Annotated in this window: 19 protein-coding genes; 9 read left to right on the top strand and 10 right to left on the bottom strand. The window is 72.7% G+C overall.

Features of this window, described 5'->3' with window-relative positions:
• Window positions 1-55 precede the first annotated feature (55 nt).
• From hemB to FHX74_RS19010, 5 genes are all read right to left on the bottom strand, one after another.
• Window positions 56-1,078, bottom strand: a complete 1,023-nt coding sequence (gene hemB / locus FHX74_RS19030; RefSeq protein ID WP_407941503.1) for a porphobilinogen synthase — start codon at window positions 1,076-1,078, stop codon at window positions 56-58.
• Between the two features lie 120 nt (window positions 1,079-1,198).
• A complete protein-coding gene (locus FHX74_RS19025; protein WP_182561815.1) occupies window positions 1,199-2,869 on the bottom strand; it encodes a bifunctional uroporphyrinogen-III C-methyltransferase/uroporphyrinogen-III synthase in 1,671 nt (556 codons plus the stop codon).
• Between the two features lie 115 nt (window positions 2,870-2,984).
• Complete coding sequence (gene hemC / locus FHX74_RS19020) at window positions 2,985-4,082, bottom strand: hydroxymethylbilane synthase (protein WP_328823935.1); 1,098 nt, start codon at window positions 4,080-4,082, stop codon at window positions 2,985-2,987.
• The gene (locus tag FHX74_RS19015; RefSeq protein WP_182561814.1) at window positions 4,079-5,362 is read right to left on the bottom strand and encodes a glutamyl-tRNA reductase; all 1,284 of its coding nucleotides are present in this window, start codon (window positions 5,360-5,362) and stop codon (window positions 4,079-4,081) included. Before FHX74_RS19015 ends, hemC begins: the two co-directional genes overlap by 4 nt.
• Window positions 5,359-6,111, bottom strand: coding sequence for a redox-sensing transcriptional repressor Rex (locus FHX74_RS19010; RefSeq protein ID WP_182561813.1), 753 nt, complete (start codon window positions 6,109-6,111; stop codon window positions 5,359-5,361). Before FHX74_RS19010 ends, FHX74_RS19015 begins: the two co-directional genes overlap by 4 nt.
• 101 nt (window positions 6,112-6,212) lie before the next feature.
• Between FHX74_RS19010 and FHX74_RS19005 the strand changes: the two genes are divergently transcribed.
• Window positions 6,213-6,749: an AAA family ATPase gene (locus FHX74_RS19005; RefSeq protein WP_220484229.1), complete on the top strand. Its 537-nt coding sequence runs from the start codon at window positions 6,213-6,215 to the stop codon at window positions 6,747-6,749.
• Window positions 6,750-6,833: 84 nt separating this feature from the next.
• On the opposite strand, the gene cds1 is transcribed toward FHX74_RS19005, so the two are convergent.
• Window positions 6,834-7,925, bottom strand: coding sequence for an L-cysteine desulfhydrase Cds1 (gene cds1, locus FHX74_RS19000; protein WP_220484228.1), 1,092 nt, complete (start codon window positions 7,923-7,925; stop codon window positions 6,834-6,836).
• Window positions 7,926-7,961: 36 nt separating this feature from the next.
• On the opposite strand from cds1, the gene FHX74_RS18995 reads away from it, so the two are divergent.
• Entirely contained in the window at window positions 7,962-8,831 is an 870-nt protein-coding gene (locus FHX74_RS18995; protein ID WP_182561811.1) for a glycosyltransferase family 2 protein, read from the top strand.
• A 19-nt stretch (window positions 8,832-8,850) separates the two neighbouring features.
• On the opposite strand, the gene FHX74_RS18990 is transcribed toward FHX74_RS18995, so the two are convergent.
• Entirely contained in the window at window positions 8,851-9,720 is an 870-nt protein-coding gene (locus tag FHX74_RS18990; RefSeq protein ID WP_182561810.1) for a CDP-alcohol phosphatidyltransferase family protein, read from the bottom strand.
• Between the two features lie 141 nt (window positions 9,721-9,861).
• Here FHX74_RS18990 and FHX74_RS18985 point away from each other — a divergent pair, with 141 nt between their 5' ends.
• Both FHX74_RS18985 and mobA read left to right on the top strand, forming a co-directional pair.
• Complete coding sequence (locus tag FHX74_RS18985) at window positions 9,862-10,119, top strand: PLD nuclease N-terminal domain-containing protein (protein ID WP_182561809.1); 258 nt, start codon at window positions 9,862-9,864, stop codon at window positions 10,117-10,119.
• Window positions 10,120-10,146: 27 nt separating this feature from the next.
• Window positions 10,147-10,758 carry a molybdenum cofactor guanylyltransferase gene (mobA, locus tag FHX74_RS18980; RefSeq protein ID WP_182561808.1) on the top strand — a complete coding sequence of 204 codons (612 nt, stop codon included), beginning with the start codon at window positions 10,147-10,149 and terminating at the stop codon, window positions 10,756-10,758.
• 4 nt (window positions 10,759-10,762) lie between these two features.
• Here mobA and FHX74_RS18975 read toward each other — a convergent pair whose 3' ends face one another.
• Window positions 10,763-11,284 carry a gluconokinase gene (locus FHX74_RS18975; RefSeq protein WP_182561807.1) on the bottom strand — a complete coding sequence of 174 codons (522 nt, stop codon included), beginning with the start codon at window positions 11,282-11,284 and terminating at the stop codon, window positions 10,763-10,765.
• Window positions 11,285-11,294: 10 nt separating this feature from the next.
• The gene (gndA, locus tag FHX74_RS18970; protein ID WP_182561806.1) at window positions 11,295-12,797 is read right to left on the bottom strand and encodes an NADP-dependent phosphogluconate dehydrogenase; all 1,503 of its coding nucleotides are present in this window, start codon (window positions 12,795-12,797) and stop codon (window positions 11,295-11,297) included.
• A 176-nt stretch (window positions 12,798-12,973) separates the two neighbouring features.
• Here gndA and FHX74_RS18965 point away from each other — a divergent pair, with 176 nt between their 5' ends.
• Window positions 12,974-13,972 carry a helix-turn-helix domain-containing protein gene (locus FHX74_RS18965; RefSeq protein WP_182561805.1) on the top strand — a complete coding sequence of 333 codons (999 nt, stop codon included), beginning with the start codon at window positions 12,974-12,976 and terminating at the stop codon, window positions 13,970-13,972.
• A 100-nt stretch (window positions 13,973-14,072) separates the two neighbouring features.
• Here FHX74_RS18965 and FHX74_RS18960 read toward each other — a convergent pair whose 3' ends face one another.
• Window positions 14,073-14,732 (bottom strand): hypothetical protein, encoded by a 660-nt coding sequence (locus FHX74_RS18960; RefSeq protein ID WP_182561804.1) that lies wholly within the window; start codon window positions 14,730-14,732, stop codon window positions 14,073-14,075.
• An 864-nt stretch (window positions 14,733-15,596) separates the two neighbouring features.
• On the opposite strand from FHX74_RS18960, the gene FHX74_RS18955 reads away from it, so the two are divergent.
• The 4 genes from FHX74_RS18955 to FHX74_RS18940 form a co-directional block, all read left to right on the top strand.
• Window positions 15,597-15,911, top strand: a complete 315-nt coding sequence (locus tag FHX74_RS18955; protein WP_182561803.1) for a protealysin inhibitor emfourin — start codon at window positions 15,597-15,599, stop codon at window positions 15,909-15,911.
• Window positions 15,912-16,162: 251 nt separating this feature from the next.
• Window positions 16,163-16,657 (top strand): hypothetical protein, encoded by a 495-nt coding sequence (locus FHX74_RS18950; RefSeq protein ID WP_182561802.1) that lies wholly within the window; start codon window positions 16,163-16,165, stop codon window positions 16,655-16,657.
• Window positions 16,658-16,666: 9 nt separating this feature from the next.
• Entirely contained in the window at window positions 16,667-17,461 is a 795-nt protein-coding gene (locus tag FHX74_RS20575; RefSeq protein ID WP_182561801.1) for a phosphotransferase, read from the top strand.
• Between the two features lie 94 nt (window positions 17,462-17,555).
• On the top strand, window positions 17,556-18,421 hold an 866-nt coding region (locus FHX74_RS18940; RefSeq protein WP_182561800.1), incomplete at its 3' end, for an MFS transporter.

Genomic DNA, 18,421 nt, shown 5'->3' with positions numbered 1-18,421 from the left:
TCCTCGAGACTACTGGCCGTGGCCCCGGCGCCCGGGTGCCCGACTCAGCCGACGGTCAGCGGCCACCGGCCCGGCGACCCCGGCCCTGCTCCCGACCGAGCGCCCACTCGAGCGCCCAGTAGGTCAGTACGACGTCCGCGCCGGCCCGGCGGATCGAGGTCAGCGTCTCGCTGATCGCCGCCTCGCGGTCGATCCAGCCGTGCGCGGCGGCCGCCTCGACCATCGCGTACTCCCCGGAGATGTTGTAGGCCGCGACCGGCACGTCGACCAGGTCGCGGACCCGGGCGATCACGTCGAGGTAGGGCAGCGCCGGCTTGACCATCACCAGGTCGGCGCCCTGCTCGACGTCGAGCGCGACCTCGCGGAGCGCCTCGCGGACGTTGCCGCCGTCCTGCTGGTAGGCCCGCCGGTCACCCTGCAGCGAGGAGGCGACCGCCTCGCGGAACGGCCCGTAGAACGACGAGGCGAACTTCGCCGCGTAGGCCAGGATCGCCACGTCCTGGGCGCCGTCGGCGTCGAGCGCGGCGCGGATCGCCCCGACCTGGCCGTCCATCATCCCGCTGGGGGCTACCAGGTGGACGCCGGCGGCCGCGTGCGCCCGGGCCATCTCGGCGTACAGCTCGACGGTGGCGTCGTTGTCGACCACCACCGCACCCGTCGCCATGGTGGTCAGCACCCCGCAGTGCCCGTGGTCGGTGAACTCGTCGAGGCAGACGTCGCTCATCACCAGGGTGGTGTCGCCGACCTCGGCGCGGACCGCGGCGATCGCCCGGTTGAGGATCCCGTCCTCGGCCAGCGCCTGGCTGCCGGTCGGGTCCTTGTCCTCGGGCTTCGGTACGCCGAACAGCATCACCCCGGCCAGCCCGGCCTCGGCCGCCGCGGCGGCGGTGGCCCGCAGGCTGTCGAGGGTGTGCTGGACGACCCCGGGCATCGATCCGATCGGTCGCGGCTCGTCGATGCCGTCGGCGACGAACACCGGCAGCACCAGCTGCCGGGGTTCGACCGAGGTCTCGGCGACCATCGCCCGCAGCACCGGGGTGGTCCGCAGCCGGCGGGGTCGGTGGGTCAGCTCCACAATCACTTCTCTCTTCGTTGCGCCCTTCGACGGGCCCCGGGACGACGACGGGCCCAGGGCACCGCGGCCACGGTGCCCTGAGCCCGTCGAAGGGTCGTGCGTCGTCCGGTCAGCTCGTCCCGGTCAGCTCCGCCGGCGGACCGGGGTCTTGCGCTGCGACGGCTTGGACACCGGCTCACCGGCCGCGAGCATCGCGTCCCGGCGCTCGGCGGCGAACCCGGCCAGGCCGTCGGCCAGGGCCAGCACCGACGGCTTGGCCGCGATGACGTCGACCCGGAGCCCGTGCTCCTCGCAGGTCTTGGCGGTGGCCGGCCCGATGGCCGCGATCACCGTCGAGGTGTGCGGCTTGCCGGCGATCCCGACCAGGTTGCGCACGGTCGAGGACGAGGTGAACACGACCGCGTCGAACTTGCCGGTCTTGATCGCCTCGCGGACCGGCGCGGGCGGCGGGGCGGCCCGGACGGTCCGGTAGGCCGTGACGTCCTCGACCTCCCAGCCGAGCTCGATCAGCCCGGCGGCCAGCGTCTCGGTGGCGATGTCCGCGCGGGGCAGGAAGACCCGGTTGATCGGGTCCAGCACCTCGTCGTAGGGCGGCCACTCGGCGGCCAGCCCGGCCGCCGACTGCTCACCCGAGGGCACCAGGTCGGGCTCGATCCCCCAGGCCTGGAGCGCGTGCGCGGTCTGCTCGCCGACCGCGGCCACCTTGAGCCCCGAGAAGGCCCGGGCGTCGAGCCCGTACTCCTCGAACTTCTCCCGGACGGCCTTGATCGCGTTCACCGAGGTGAAGGCCACCCACTCGAAGCGGCCCTCGACCAGGCCGCGGACGGCCTTGTCCATCTGCATCGGGCTCCGCGGCGGCTCGACCGAGATGGTCGGCACCTCGTCGCTGTGCGCGCCGTAGGTCCGCAGCCGGGCGGCCAGCGAGGCCGCCTGGTCCTTGGTCCGCGGCACCAGCACCCGCCAGCCGAAGAGCGGCTTGGTCTCGTACCAGCTGAGCTCCTCGCGGTGCTCGACCGCGGCACCGACGGTGATGTGGACGAGGTCGACGGCCGGGGCCTTGACGGCCTTGACCGTGCCGACCAGGTCGTCGAGACGGGTGGCCACCGAGGTCTGCTCGGTGCTGCCGCCGTGGAAGGTGACCAGCACCGGGTCGTCACCGGACCGGCCGACGGCCAGCGCGACGTCGACGAAGTCGGCCACCATCCCGACCCGGGTGCTGACCACCAGCGTCGCCGCCGAGGCCCACTCGGCCGAGCTGCTCCGGGCGAAGCGGCCCTCGGTCACCGAGACGAAGTGCACGCCGCCCGCGTTGTTGAGCGCGATGCCGGCGTACTCCGGGACCGCGGTGAGGCTGGAGACACCCGGCACCACCTCGAAGTCGATGCCGCCCCGGACGCAGGCGGCCGCCTCGTCGGAGACCGCGCTGTCGAGGAACGGGTCGCCGGTGACCAGCCGGACCACCCGCGCGCCGGCCTGGGCGTGCTTGATGACGACCTTGGCGCGCGCCGACGGGGTCAGCGGCTTGCCGGCCTCGGACAGACCGAGGCAGGCCACCTCGGCCCCCTCGGCGAGGGTGATCGCCGGATGGCCGAGGATCTCGTTCTGGCCGTCGCTGTCGAGGATGACCGCGTTCGCCTCGGCCAGCGCCGCGATCGCGCCGAGGGTGAGGAGATCGGGATCGCCGGGTCCGGTACCGACGAAGATGACCCGGCCGCGGCCGGCCGGAGTGACGGGAGTGGAGGTCCGGGCTGAGGTTGAGGAGGATCGGGACTTGCGGGCAGCAGTAGTGCTCACGGGTGAGATCTCACGTTCTGTTCTGAGCGGCCGGGTCAGTGTCTGTGACCCGTGGAACGCGATCCCGGCCAGGGTCTCCGGTCGGGCTCGCAGACGTGCATGCTTTCCGGTCGACTCACTGCGACAGTGCCAGCCGAGCCAGACGTCTCCCCACGTCGGCGGCAGCGGACGATGATCCGTGCCCTTCGATCCTGATCACCTCGGTGTTGATCAGCTCCGGCGTGGTGGAAGGCCAAGCCGGGTCCCGTTGAGTCGAAGGACTGCCCTCGGTCGGTTCGTCGAATGTGTCTCCTATGGTTTTGCCAACAACGGCACGCAGAGTCAAATCGGCGGTTGTATCACGGACAGATTTGACAAGGTCACCGCCCCCGTCCGTTGGTTCGTCACCTCTGGGGTACGTCGTCGGCCCGGTGACCGTCGCCCTGACGCCGACCGGCGCGGTGCAGCCGGCCTCGAGCTCGCGCAGGAAGGCCCGCTCGGCCGTGGTCTCGATCCTGGTCAACGGGTGGTCGAGCCGTCCGATCGCCTGGGCCAGCGCGGGGTCGAGCCGCTCGGCGATCTCGCAGCCGATCGCCCCCTGCCCCGGCGCCGGCAGCATCACGTCGTGCCCGAGCAGCTGCGCGGGCAGTCCGGCGACCTCGACCACGCCGTCCGCCGGCAGCTCCCCGGACGGCAGCCGGCCCAGCCGCCGCAGCCCGGCGGCGGCCAGCACCACGGCGTCCACCCGGCCCTGCAGGATCAGCCCGATCCGGGTGTCCACGTTGCCGCGGACCGGGAGCACCCGGACGGCGGCGTCGCGGCGGCCGGCCAGGTCGTGCAGCTGGACGGCCCGGCGCGGCGCACCGGTGCCGAGCGTCGTCCCGTCGCGCAGGTCGTCGAGCCGCAGCCCGACCAGCACGTCGCGGGTGTCCTCACGCTCGAGCACGGCGGCCAGCCGGAGGCCGTCGGCGGGCGCGGTGGGCAGGTCCTTGAGCGAGTGGACGCCGACGTCGACCTCGCCGGCCAGCAGCGCGTCGCGGACCGCGCTGGTGAACACCCCGGTGCCGCCGATCTGGGTCAGCTCGCGCCGGTCGGTGTCGCCGTGGGTGACGATCGGGACGTAGCGGGTCGGGTGGCCGAGGGCCTCCAACCGGGCGGCGACCAGCTCGGCCTGGGCCCGGGCCAGCGGCGAGCGCCGGGCGCCGATCCGGATCGTCCGGGGGGCGCCGGTCACCGGTGCACGTCGGGCGACAGCACCGCGGCCACCGTCTGCGGGTCGAGCGCGAACAGCTCGCGCAGCGCCGCCGCGTAGTCCATCGCGCCGGGGTCCGCGGCGTGCTCCTGGATCCGCACCGTCGGCTGGTGCAGCAGCTTCTCCACCACCCGGCGGACGGTGCGGCCGACCTCCTCGCGCTCCCGGCCGCCGAGCTGCGGCAACCGGGCGTCGAGCCGGGCCATCTCGGCCGCCACCACCTCGGAGGCCATCGTCCGGAGGGCGACCACGGTGGGCGCGACCTGGGCCGCGCGACGCATCCCGAGGAAGTCGCGGACCTCGCCCTCGACCAGGGTGCGGGCCGCCTCGACCTCGGCGGCCGGCGCGGTGGCGTCGCTGCCGGCGGTGCCGGCGGTCAGCAGCCGGGCCAGATTGACCAGCGGCAGCCGGGCCCCGACGCCGCCGTCCACGTCGGCGGGCAGCGCGAGGTCGATCACCCCGCGGACCGGGGTGCCGTCGAGGTCGGCGGCCGAGAGCAGTTGGTGGCGGGCGCCGGTGCAGGTGATCACCACGTCGGTGTCGGCGAGCACCTCGGGCAGCGCGCCGAGCGGGAGCCCGCGTCCGCCGACCGCCTGGGCGAGCCGCTCGGCCTTATCGGTGGTGCGGTTGAGACAGGTCAGCACGGCGCCGTCGCGGTGCACGGTCCGGGCGGCCAGCCCGGCCATCGCGCCGGCGCCGACCACGGTCACCCGGAGCCCGTCGAGCGGGCCGATCTCGGCGACCAGCTCGGCCAGGGCGGCGGTGACCAGCGAACGTCCGGCGGTCCCGATCCGGGTCTCGGTCTGCACCCGCTTGCCGACCCGGATCCCCTGCTGGAAGAGCGCGTTGAGCACCGGCCCGACGGTGCCGGCCTGCTGCGCCTGGATCAGCGCGGTCCGCACCTGGCCGAGGATCTGGCTCTCCCCGACCACCAGCGAGTCGAGCCCGGCGGCGACGTCGAAGGCGTGCGCGACCGCACCCTCGTCGAAGTAGACGGCGCAGCTGCGGGTGACGGTGGCGGGGTCGAGCCCGCTGACCTCGGCGAGCGCACGGGTGACGTCGTCGAGCCCGCCGTGGAACCGGCTGACCGCGGTGTAGAGCTCGGTCCGGTTGCAGGTGGAGAGGACGACCGCCTCGTCGACGTGTTCGGACCCGGTCAGCTCGAGCGCCAGCTTGCCGGCGACGTCGGCGTCCATCGCGACCTGCGACAGGACGTCCATACCGGTCGTCCGGTGCGAGACGCTGACCGCCAGAATGCTCACGACTCTCCTTCGGCGAAGTGGGCGACGGCGGGTGCGCCGGGCAGCCCGGCCGGCCCCTTCCGCTGCTCGTGGTAGGCCAGGATCTGCATCTCCTGGCCGACGTCGACCTTCCGCACCCGCACCCAGGAGGGCACGGTCAGCACGGTGGCGGCGAAGTTGAGGATGCTGGTGATCCCGGCCGCGACCAGCTGGTCGCAGACCCGCTGCGCCGCCTCGGCGGGGGTCGCGATCACCGCGATGGTGGCGCCGGTGGCGGCCACGGTGGCGTCGAGGTCGTCGATCGAGGTGATCGGCAGACCCTCGATCCGGCCGCCCACCACCTCGGGCGCGGCGTCGACCAGGGCGACCACCGGGAAGCCGCGGGACCGGAAGCCCGCGTAGTTGGCCAGCGCCCGGCCCAGGTTGCCGAGCCCGACGATGATCACCGGCCACGGCTGGCTGTCCCCGACCCGGAGCCCGATCTGCGCGGCCAGGTTGACCACGTCGTAGCCGACGCCGCGGGTGCCGTAGGAGCCGAGGTGCGACAGGTCCTTGCGGAGCTGGGCCGGCTTGACCCCGGCCGCCCGGGCCAGGTCGCCGCTGCTCACCGTGCGGACGCCGGTGTCGGCGAGCGCGGTCAGTGCGTGCAGATAGACGGGCAGCCGGGCGACGGTGGCCTCCGGGACGCTCCGGGCCGGACGCGACTCCTTGGCGGCCCGCTTCGCGCTGGCCCGTTTCGCGGTCTGGGGGCCCACCAGCGCGGACGACATCCGGCGGCCTCCCTCCTCCGGGTCGGCTGGCCCGGGACGCAAACATCCCCACTGTAGTGAGCTTGTGAACGCCGGAACAAACACGCGGGCGCGGACCTGTTGTGAGACTGAGCACCGTGATCGTGTGGCTCAACGGACCGTTCGGCGCGGGCAAGACGACGACCGCCGGCCTGCTCACCGCGGACGGGACCTGGGGCCTGTTCGACACCGAGAGGGTGGGGCTGATGCTCCGGCACGCGCTCGAGCGGGCCTGCCCGGTGCCCGACTTCCAGGACTGGCCGGCCTGGCGGGCGGTCAGCGTGGCCGCCGTGGCCGCGGTGGCCCGCCAGCGGGAGAGGCCGGTGGTCGTCCCGCAGACCGTGGTGGTCGAGGCCTACTGGAGCGAGCTGCGCGCCGGGCTGACCGCGGCGGGCCAGCGGGTGCGGGCCTTCACCCTGCACGTCGACGCCGCCGAGCACGAGCGGCGGATCGCCGCCGACGAGGTCGAACCGCACGCCGGCGGCTGGCGGCGCGAGCGCCGGGCCGACTACGAGGCCGCGCTGGGCTGGCTGGCCCGGGAGACCACCGTGATCGACACCACCGCTCTCGACCCGGCCGCGGTCGCCGACCGGGTCCGCGCCGAGCTCGCCCGCCCCTGACCCGCCAGCACCCCTGACCCGACCAGCGCCTCTGACCCGCCGGCGCCTGAGGCCGACCTCGCACTCCGTCCAGGCGGTCGGGACTCAACCCGTCCAGCGGCCCGTGGCCAGGAACTCGTCGAGCACCGCGTCGTGCGGCGCGAGGTCGAGCGAGCGCTCGGCCAGCCAGCCGTCGTCGTAGTAGGTGTGGTCGTAGCGGTGGCCGTCGTCGCAGATCAGGGTGGCCACGCTCCCCCGCCTTCCCTCGGCGACCAGCTCGGCGATCAGGGTGAACGCCCCCCACAGGTTGGTCCCGGTCGAGCCGCCGACCCGTCGTCCGAGCAGCGCGCTGCCGCGGCGCATCGCGGCGATCGAGGCGGCATCGGGCACCGGGATCATCCGGTCGACCAGGGTCGGCACCCAGCTCGGCTCGACCCGCGGCCGTCCGATCCCCTCGATCCGCGACCCGGACGCGCGGACGGTCGGGTCGCCGGTCGTCCACGAGGCGTAGAAGGCCGAGTTCTCCGGGTCGACCACGCAGAGCTTGGTGTGCAGCCGCCGGTAGCGCAGGTAGCGGCCGATGGTCGCGCTGGTGCCGCCTGTGCCCGCGCCGACCACGATCCAGCGCGGCACCGGGTGCGGTTCGCGGCTCAGCTGGGCGAACATCGACTCGGCGATGTTGTTGTTGCCGCGCCAGTCGGTGGCCCGCTCGGCGTAGGTGAACTGGTCGAGGAAGAAACCGTCCTCGCAGTCGGCCAGCCCGGCGGCCACGTCGTAGATCGTGGTCGGGTCGTCGACCAGGTGGCAGCGGCCGCCCTGGAACCGGATCAGCTCGCACTTCTCCGGCACGGTGCTGGCCGGCATCACCGCGACGAACGACAGCCCGAGCAGCCGGGCGAAATAGGCCTCGCTGACCGCGGTCGACCCGGACGAGGCGTCCACCAGCAGGGTGTGCGGCCCGATCCAGCCGTTGCACAGCCCGTAGAGCACCAGCGAGCGGGCCAGCCGGTGCTTGAGGCTGCCGGTCGGGTGCACCGACTCGTCCTTGAGGTAGAGGTCGACCCCCCAGGCCGCGGGCAGCGGGAACGGGTGCAGGTGGGTGTCGGCGCTCCGGTTGGCGTCGGCCTCGACCCGGGCGATGGCCCAGGACACCCAGCCGCGCGGGTCGTCTCGGTTCAGCGGCTCCACAGCGCGCATCCTCGCAGGGGACGGCCGGTCTCGTACGCTGTCCGGATGGCCGGTCGACCACGGGTGAGCGTCGTCGTGATGTCGATGGGCAACCGTCCGGGTGAGCTCCGGCGCTGTCTGACCAGCGCCCTCGACCAGGACTACGACTCGTTCGAGGTCTTCCTGCTCGGCCAGGCCTGGGAGCCGACGGGCATCCCCGAGGGCGTCCGGACGATGGGGCTGACCGAGAACCTCGGCATCCCGGCCGGTCGCAACTTCGCCGTCGCGCAGACCACCGGCGAGGTCTTCATGTTCCTCGACGACGACGGCTGGCTCGGCGACCGCAGCTTCCTGCGCCGCGCGATGGAGATCTTCGACGCCCAGCCGCGGCTCGGGCTGCTCGCCCCGCGGATCGCCGACGTCGACGGCACCACGCTGCGTCGCTGGGTGCCGCGCGCGCACGTCGGCGACCCGGCCCGGTCGGGGCCGGCATTCACCTGCCCCGAGGGCGTCACCCTCTACCGCCGGTCGGCCTGGGACGAGGTCGGCGGCTTCCCGGAGAACTTCTTCTTCGGTCACGAGGGCGTCGAGCTGTGTTGGAAGCTCCGCGACCACGGCTGGGACGCCTGGTACCAGGCCGACCTCATCGTCCACCACCCGGCGACGGCGCCGGGGCGGCACACCTACTACCTGCGGCTCAACGCCCGGAACCGGGTCTGGGTGGCCCGTCGGAACCTGCCCGCCCCGCTGGTGCCCGCCTACGTCGGGGTCTGGACGGCGATCTCGCTGCTGCGCAACCGCGGCGACTGGGAGTCGACCAAGACCTGGGTGGCCGGCTGGCGCGAGGGCTGGCGCGGCGACCCGGGCCCGCGGCGGCCGATGAAGTGGCGGACGGTGGCCGAGCTGACCCGGCTCGGTCAGCCGCCGATCATCTGAGCGTCCGCGACGGGGCCGCTCAGGGCTGGCGCAGCCGGCTCGAGGCGAGGATCGAGATCAGGTAGCCGCCCGCGGTGAGCAACGCCAGCGGGATGCAGACGACCATCCAGACCTGCAGCGCCCGCTGCGCGCCGGCCGGTTCGGCACCGGCGAGCCCGAGCACCAGGTCGAGGGTCGCCACCACGAGCAGGATCAGCGAGAACTCGATCGCCCCGAAGGCGCGGAAGAACGGGAAGAACCGCAGCATCCCGCGGAGCGACCGCAGTCCGGCCGACCGGGGTGCCGCGATCTCGGCGTCCTCGCTCATCTTCGTCCAGCCGTGCGCGTTGCGGGCCACGTGGAGCAGGTCGCCGAACGACTTCTTGAGGATCACCACCACCGCGACCAGCGCGCCGATGGTGGTCCAGCCGAGCCGGCCGTCGTGCAGTCCGGCGATCCCGCCGTCGAGGTGGACGCCGAGGCAGACCGGGAGCAGCGACTCGACGAGGTAGTGCCCGACCCGGTCGATGTAGACGCCGCTGGCCGAGCGCTGGTCGCGCCAGCGGGCGACCTCACCGTCGGAGCAGTCGATCAGGATGTGCAGCTGGATCAGCACCGCACAGGCCAGGAACGGCCACCAACCCGGCAGCACCAGCACCAGCGCCCCGAGGATCCCGACGGCGATGAACATCCAGGTGACGCCGTTGGCGCTGATCCCCGTGGGCAGCAGCAGGCGGGTCAGGTGGATCGAACCGCGGCGCAGGTAGCTGCCGGCCCAGTGCTCGGAGTTGCGGCGGCCGACCACACTGGGCGGCTGGGCAACGGCGCGGAGCTCGGCGAGCGACGGGTGGTTGTCGCGCACCGCCGACCCGGGCCCGGCGTCGGCAGGGGACGCGGGCCGCTCGGACATGCGCGTCATCCTAGGGCGGGCCGGCGGCCCGGCCCGGGACCGACGAGCCCCCAGCCGGCCCTGACGGACGGCTGAGCGGCGGCCCCCACGGGTCCGACCGAACCCGTGCGCGGTCTTGCCCTCCGGGCTTAACCTGTTTTCATGGGCAGGTATCTCCCGGTGATCATGATCGTGCTGCTGGCGATCTACTGCATCGTGGAGGTCGCCCAGGCCGAGCCGTACGCCGTCCGCCGGATGCCGCGCTGGCTGTGGGCCACCGCCATCATCTGCCTGCCGCTGGCCGGATCGGTCTGCTGGCTGGTCTTCGGGCGCCCGAACGCCGAGTCGCGACGCGAGAACGAGCGGGTCGGCCGTCCGCGCACCCCCGACGACGACCCGGACTTCCTCCGCGGCCTCTGAGCGCGTCCTGATCGCGGGACCGGCACGATGACCGGCGTCGCCTGCGTGGTGCTGGCGGGCGGTGCCTCCCGGCGCTTCGGCTCCGACAAGCTCGTGCACCGGTGGGCCGGGCGGACCCTGCTCGAGCGCTGCCTCGACGACCTGCCCGCTGACTGGCTGGTGGTGATCGTCGGGCCCGAGCGCGACCTCGCGGTCAGCGGCTCCGGGATCACCGGAGCGACCGGGGCGACCAGCGGGTCGGGACGTCGGTTCCGGTTCGTCCGCGAGCAGCCTCCGGGCGGCGGTCCGGCGGCCGCGCTGGTCACCGGGGTCCGCGCAGCCCGCGACGAGGGCGCCGACCTGGTCGTGGTGGTCCCGGGCGACCTGCCGACCGGCGGTCGATCGGCGGTGGCGCTGGTCGAGCGGCTGCACGCGGTCGAGGCGACCGCCTGCCTGGCGGTGGACGCCGACGGCCGGGACCAGCCGCTCCAGCTCGCGGTCTGCGGGGAGTCGCTGCGCCGGCTGGCCGACGCCGGCGACCGAAGCGGCGGGCGGGCCCGCGACCTGCTCGCCCTGCTGCCGGCCACCGTGCGGCTGCCGCTGGAGCCGGCCCTGACCGACGACATCGACACCCCGGAGGACGCCGCCCGCTGGGCGTGAGCGGTCAAGAGGTCCGGTCGAGGGTGGCCAGCACCCGGTCGGCGACGGTGTCCGGGTCACCGTCCACGCTGACCCGCGCGCCCGGCTCGTCGACGGTCAGCGGCTGCTGCGCCGCGTACTGCGACTCGAGCTGGGTCGCGTTCATGTACGGCGCGGCCCGGGAGCTCAGCCGCGGCCACACCTGATCGAAGTCCCCCGTCAGCTCGACGAACCAGACCGGTCGGCGGGCCTCGGCGAGCAGCGCGCGGTAGCTGCGCCGCAGCGCCGAGCAGCTCACCACCACCGGCCCGGGCTGGGCGTCGATCCAGCCGCGGACCGCGATCAGCCACGGGTGCCGGTCGAGGTCGGTCAGCGGGATCCCGGCCTTCATCCGGGCCACGTTCGTGGCCGGCTGCAGCTCGTCGGCCTCGCAGAACGCCCACCCGGTGCGCTCGGCGATCACCTGGGCCACCGTGCTCTTCCCGACGCCGGAGACGCCGGTGAGGACCAACGCGACCGGCCGCGCCGGGTCGGCGTCCGGACTCACCGCGACGCGGTCACTGCGCCGGACCGGCCTTCTCGGCCTGCGCCATCCCGGTGTCCTCCTTCTTCCCGGCCGGCCGACCCTCGCTGGTCTCGCTGCGGTCGAGGCTCCACTCGACGTGGAAGGCACCCTCGTCGTCGACCCGGCGGTAGGTGTGCGCGCCGAAGAAGTCGCGCTGGGCCTGGATCAGCGCCGCGGGCAGCCGCTGGGCCCGGATGCCGTCGTAGTAGGCCAGCGACGAGCTGAACGCCGGGGTCGGCACCCCGGCGCGGGCGGCCCCGGCGACGATCCGGCGCCAGGCGGCGAGCCCGTTGCCCACCGCCTCGGTGAAGTAGGGGTCGGCCAGCAGCAGCGGCAGCTCCGGGTCGCGCTCGTAGGCCTCGGTGATCCGGTTCAGGAACCGGGCCCGGATGATGCAGCCGCCGCGCCAGATCCGGGCCATCGCGCCGCGGTCGATGTTCCAGTCGTTCTCCCGGCTGGCGGCGGCGATCTGGTCGAAGCCCTGGGAGTAGGCGACCACCTTGGAGGCGTAGAGGGCGAGCCGGACGTCTTCGATGAAGGCGTCGCGGTCCTCGATCACCCACTCCTCGGCGTCGGCGGGGAGCGCCTCGCGGGCCGCCTCGCGCTGCGGCACCGAACCCGAGAGCGCCCGGGCGAAGGTCGCCTCGGCGATCCCGGTGATCGGCACCCCGAGGTCGAGCGCGTTCTGGACGGTCCAGCGACCGGTGCCCTTCTGCTCGGCCTGGTCGAGGATGATGTCGACGAAGGGCTTGCCGGTGCGGTCGTCGGTGTGGGCGAGCACCTCGGCGGTGATCTCGATGAGGAACGACTCGAGGTCGCCCTCGTTCCAGGTCCGGAAGATCCCGGCGATCTCGGCGGCGTCGGCCCCGAGCCCGCGGCCGAGCAGGTCGTAGGCCTCGGCGATCAGCTGCATGTCGGCGTACTCGATGCCGTTGTGCACCATCTTGACGAAGTGGCCCGCGCCGTCGGGGCCGATGTAGGTGCAGCAGGGCACCCCGTCGACGTGGGCGGAGATCTCCTCGAGCATCGGGCCGAGCGACTCGTAGGACTCGGCCGGGCCGCCGGGCATGATCGACGGGCCCTTGAGCGCGCCCTCCTCGCCGCCGGAGACGCCCATGCCGACGAAGTGCAGATCGTGCTCGGCGAGCAGCTTCTCGCGGCGGACCGTGTCGGGGAAGTGCGCGTTGCCCGCGTCGATGACGATGTCGCCGCTCTCGAGCAGCGGGATGAGCTCCTCGATCACCGCGTCGGTGCCGGCGCCGGCCTTGACCATGATGATGATCCGGCGCGGCCGCTCGAGCGACTGGACGAACTCCTCGAGCGAGGACGAGCCGACGAAGTCACCCTCGTCGCCGTGGTCGGCGAGCAGCGAGTCGGTGCGGGCCTGCGTGCGGTTGTGCACCGCCACCCGGTAGCCGTGGTGGGCGAAGTTGCGGGCCAGGTTGCGCCCCATCACCGCCAGCCCGGTGACCCCGATCTGTGCCAGCTCCGCCATCGTCCGCTCCTCGCTGCTCGTCCTCGTCGGGCCTCCCGCCCGGCGCCCATCATCGCGTCCGGCACCAGCGCGGCGGTGCGTGGGGGACCGCCCCGCGAGATCGACGACGCGCTCGCGGGTCCGTTCGGGCCGGAATCTGAGACACTGGGATCAAGCGGAGGCTCAGGAGGCGCGACGTGCTGCAGGCACTCGGGGTGTCACCCGAGGCTGAGGCCTGCTACACGGCCCTGTTCGCCTTCCGCCGCGGCGCCGATCTGGACGCCTTGAGCAGCACCGGACGGTGCCCCGAGGAGCTGGAGCGCGACCTCCAGGAGCTGGAGCGGCTCGGCCTGGCGGCACGGATGGGCAGCGAGTGGCAGGCGATCCCGCTGCCCGAGGCGGTCCGGGTGCTCAAGGCTCGTCGGGACGCCGAGCTCGAGTCGGCACTGCAGGCTGCGGACGCCCTCCACTCCCGGCTGCTCGGGTCGATCGGCAACGGCGACGGGCTGCAGTCGGTGATGGGGCCCAGCGAGGTCCAGGGCATGCTCAACCGGATCTGCGAAGAGGCGAAGAAGGAGATCTGCGGCTTCGACAAGCCGCCCTACGTGACCACCCGCTCCGCCACCCGCGAGTGGCTCGAGGCGAACTCGGCGGAGTACCAGGCGCTCAACCGTGGGGTCGAGCTCCGGGGCGTCTACCACCCGGGGTTCGGTCCGGAACGGCTCAAGGAGATGAGCCTGTTCATCAGTCACGGCGAACGGGCCCGGACCGGGGACGTCCCGATGAAACTGGTGCTGGTCGACCACTCCGTCGCGCTGATCCCGGCGCCCAGCTCCTACGTGAACCGCGAGATCCGGGCCACCCTGGTCCGGCACCCGATCCTGGTCGACGCGCTGCAGTCGCTCTTCGAGGCGGTCTGGGACCGGTCGGTGACGATCGTGGCCGGCCAGGACGGCCCCCGGCGCGACCCTCGCCGGGGTTCGCTGATCAACCTGCTGATGACCGGCGCGACCGACGTGGCGATCGCCGGTCAGCTCGGGGTGACCGAGCGCTCGGTCCGCCGGTGGATCGCCGAGCTGATGGACGAGCTCGAGGTGCAGACCCGGCTGCAGCTGGGGGCTGCGCTGGCCCGGAGCGAGGCGATGCGCGAGGACATGCAGCGGCTGGCCCCGCAGGAGGGCCCGGAGCTGCGCTGACGGGTGGGCCTGGCGCGCGGACCCGTCGTCAGTGGTTCGCGCCGTCAGCGACTCGGGACAGGCCGCGACCGGCGGGCGGTCGCGGCCTCGCCGACGAACCTCAGACGCCGTTGATCATCGACAGCGGACGCAAACCGTTGATCGCCTTGACCCCGTTGATCATCTGGACCGGCCGCACACCGTTGATCGCCTTCACACCGTTGATGGCCACGTGCGGACGGACACCGTTGATCGCCTTGACACCGTTGATCATCTCGACCGGCCGCACACCGTTGATCGCCTTCACACCGTTGATGGCGACGTGCGGACGCACACCGTTGATCGCCTTGACACCGTTGATGGCCACGTGCGGACGCACACCGTTGATCGCCTTGACCCCGTTGATCATCTGGACCGGCCGCACACCGTTGATCGACTTGACGCCGTTGATGGCGACGTGCGCTCGGACACCGTTGATCGCCTTGACGCCGTTGATCATCTCGACGGGCTCCACCCCGTTGATCGCCTTCACACCGTTGATGGCCACCTGCGGACGGACACCGTTGATCGCCTTCACACCGTTGATCATCTGCGCCGGCTTCACACCGTTGATCGCCTTCACACCGTTGATCGCCTCGGCCACCGACACCGGCTTGACACCGTTGATGGCCTCCAGGGCGTACCCGGTGGGGAGGGAATCGTTTCCGCTCCGGAAAACGAGCGTGGAAGACCCCTCGACGAGGGCCAGAGGGGTCGCTGAAGCGTTCACGAAGTGAGACATTTTGGGCATCCTTCTTGGCGCCGACCCTTCAACCCCGCTAGTTGAAATGGTCAGTCGGCGCTCGTGGCCACAACTTAATCAGCGGGCACCCGAGCGACCCAGCCGCAAACTGTCCAAAACCGGACATGTCCGGTTTAGGACAAACCGGCCCCAGGCGTGCTACTGTTCCTCTACCGGCAGCGCCCGCGGTCCTGGGAACAGAACCGCGGGCGCCACCCGGGGGGATGTGATCAGTGCCCATCGTCTCGATGGTCACTCATCGACTGACGGCCCGATCTGCGGCGTCGACCACGACTGAGTCGCCAGGTTCACGGCTGCAGCAATGCTGCATGCCTTCGTTCGGGATCCTACTCGGGATCGGGTCCCGATGTGGCCCCTCCGTCGAACTCGCGGGAACTCAGCGGGTGTTCCCCCGAAGACGACGGCCATCCGACACAACTCGCCGCAGATCCGTCACGAGGGCCGGCGTAGAAGCGTTCGACGACCGATCACGCCGACGACGAGGATGCCCCCTCGTCGTCCCGTGTCGCTCGGTCGTCCTCCGTAACAACCTCGCCACGACGATCTGCCGGTTCGTGTACCGGCGGGACGCCGATCGCTCGGCGCCGTTCACCAACCTAGTCGTGCCGGGACCACCGTTGACCCGGATTCCGGGTCCTCTTCTGGACATGTCCGGTTCTGGACAAGAGCCCGGGGCCGCCGCGCTCGCGCTCTTCCCTGGGGTCCGAATCAGCCGCCGACCCGAGGCGTGTCCGTCTCATCGTTCGGACATCTCCGCCTCCGCCGACCCACAGACCAGCGGTGCGCCGACCCGCGCGCCGGGAGCATCATGGATGGACGGTGTTCCGGATCAGGAGGACGACGATGACCGACGATGCACCGACGACGGCCGACGAGCTCGTGGTGCGCCGGTCGGGTGGTCTGGCCGGGGTCAGCCGGACGGGTCGGATCGCCCTCGACGGCGACGACCGCGGCCGGCAGGCCCGGGAGCTGCTCGAGCGGGTCGACCTCACGGCGTTCGCGGGCGGCGTGCCCGGACGCCCGGATCGTTTCGTCTACTCGATCGACGCCCCGGGCCGGTCCGCGACGGTCGGCGAGACACAGCTGACCGGCGACCTGGCCGCCCTGGTCCGGCTGGCCCTCGACCCCGACGGCGCGGCGGGCCCTTCCGCCGGCTGACCGCCAGCCACCCTTCCCCACCTGCAGAAGGACGCGAGCGCGCTTTTCCAGCGCTAACCTCACGCCGTGGCGGTGCAGACGACGGCCCCGAGCCGACCGGATCCGGTGTGGTTCACCCCGGAGGCGGTCGAAGCCTGCGAGGACGCCTGGTCTCTTCTGGACGATCGACCCACCGAATCCGCTCGCGCTCGTCGCCGCCGGCGCCGCATCCAGAGCTGGGTGGCGCTCGGCATCGCCCTGGGTTTGTGCTGGTGGTTCTCGTTTGGGACTGGATGGGGCGGGACGCCACCGGCACCCCCTTCCGGTCCTTTCTGCCGTTCCCTGTGACGGTTGCTCTGTTCCTCGTCGGCTTCGGCCTCAACCTGGCCGGGCTCATCATCAACACTCGTGATCCGGGCTCGTGGGCCAGCCGCCGACCTGCGGGGGATGCCACGGTGGCGATCGCCGGGGCCTGGCGCCGCCGTCTCGAGCAGGCGCTCCGATCTCACGAACCTCTGCCGACGCCGTGGCTGCGCGTGGTGGACGGGGTGGCGGAGCAGCGCGGTCGGCCGGTCGGGCACGTGTTGCGGAGCGTCGGGTGGCCGGTCGTCCTCACGGTCAATGCCGCGCAGCTCGGCGACCCCTCTTACGTCCTCGTCATGATGGGCGTCTCGGTCTGGTGCGTCGTCGATGGGGTGCGGGACGCCGTGCGAGCCCACCGCGTCCTGCGCTATCTCGGTTGGCTGCGCGACCACCCGGTGGGCTAGCGTCGGCCGGTGCCGACCGACCCGAGCGCCCCCGAGGTGCTGCAGCAGCGCGACGACCGACCCGTCGTCCGGATCGGCGACGTGGTCCGGCACCCGCGCGACCCGTGGTCGTCCTCGGTGCACGCGCTGCTCCGGCACCTGCACGACTCCGGGTTCACCCAGGCGCCGCTCCCGGTCCGGCTGACCGAGACCGACGACGAGGTCTCGTTCATGGCGGGGACCTCCGGCGACGACGCCTGCCGAGTGGTGGCCGACGACGACAAGGTGGCCGAGGTGGCCCAGCTGCTGCGTCGCTACCACGACGCGGTCGAGGGCTGGCAGCCCGAGGAGGAGCCGGTCTGGTTCGACGGCCGCCGCGGCACCGGAGGCCCGGGTGAGCTGGTCTGCCACGGCGACCCGGGCCCGTGGAACATGGTCTGGCGCGACGGCGAGCTGGTCGGGCTGATCGACTGGGAGTACGCCACCGTCGGCACCCGCCGCGAGGACATCGGCTATGCCCTCCACTACCTCATCCCGCTCCGGGACCGCAGCTACTGGCACGACCTGCTCGGCATGACCCGGCGTCCGCGGCGGCACAAGCGGCTGCGGATCTTCGCCGAGGCCTACGGCATCGCCCTCGACGAGTCGCTGGTCGAGGACGTCCTGGCCGCCCAGCGGGCCGGCGTCACCCTGATGAAGGAGATGGCCAGCCGGGGCCGGCTCCGGCAGACCCGGCAGATCGAGGACGGCGAGCTCGAGCGCGAGCAGAACGCCGTGCTCTGGGGCGAGGGCCACCGGCACCAGCTGCTCCGCGCGCTGCGCTGACCTCGCCCGCGATCCGCCGGCCCGGCCCGCTCGCCGGACCCGCTCGCCGACCCCGCCCGACGGTCCCGCCGAGCGGCTGCGATGCTGGGCGCCGATGTCCACGTCCCCGGCCGGTGCCACCCGGAACGTCCTCCCCTACCGCGCCTTGATCTGGCTGGCGGTCGCCACCTTCTCCAACGGGATCGACGGCTACGTGCTCGCCGGGCTGCTGCCGCAGATCGCCGCCGGCCTCCAGGTCAGCACCGCCGCCGCCGGCCAGCTGGTCTCGGTGTTCGCCCTCACCTCCGCGCTCGGCGCGCCGGTGCTCGGCGCGCTGACCAGCGGCTGGGAGCGGCGCCGGACCATCGTGCTCTCGCTCGCCGTCTTCGTGCTCGGCAACCTGGTGGTGGCGCTGGCCCCCGCCTACGGCGTCGCCCTGGCCGGCCGGGTCGTCGCCGCCCTCGGCGCCGCGGTGATGAACGCGGCGATCACCGCGTACGTCATCCACCTGGCGCCCGTCGAGCACCGGGGCAAGGCGCTCTCGTTCGTGCTCGGCGGCTGGATGACCGCCACCGCGCTCGGGGTCCCGGTCGGTCTGCTGCTCGGCCAGTCGGACTGGCGGTTCCCGTTGATCATGGTCGCGGTGGTCGGCACCGTGGCCCTGATCGGGATCCTGATCAAGCTCCCGCACCTGTCGCTGCCGCCGGGCTCGCTGCGCGGCCGGCTGCGTCCGCTGCGCCAGCCGCGGCTGCTGGCCGGGCTGCTGGTCAGCACCGGCATCCTCACCGCGAGCTACACCTGCTTCACCTACGCCGTGCTCATCCTCGGCTTCGCCCGCGGCTGGGCGGTGATCGTGATCATGTTCGGCTACGGGATGGCCAGCCTGATCGGCAACACGCTGACCGGGCGACTGGCCGACCGGTTCAGCCCGGTGCGGATCCTGACCATCTGGCTGATCGGCCTGCTGGTCAACGCCGTGCT

Origin of the sequence: Microlunatus kandeliicorticis (genome assembly GCF_014137855.1) — a bacterium.
Lineage (GTDB): Bacteria > Actinomycetota > Actinomycetes > Propionibacteriales > Propionibacteriaceae > Microlunatus > Microlunatus kandeliicorticis.
This window is presented reverse-complemented; position numbering and strand designations above follow the sequence as displayed.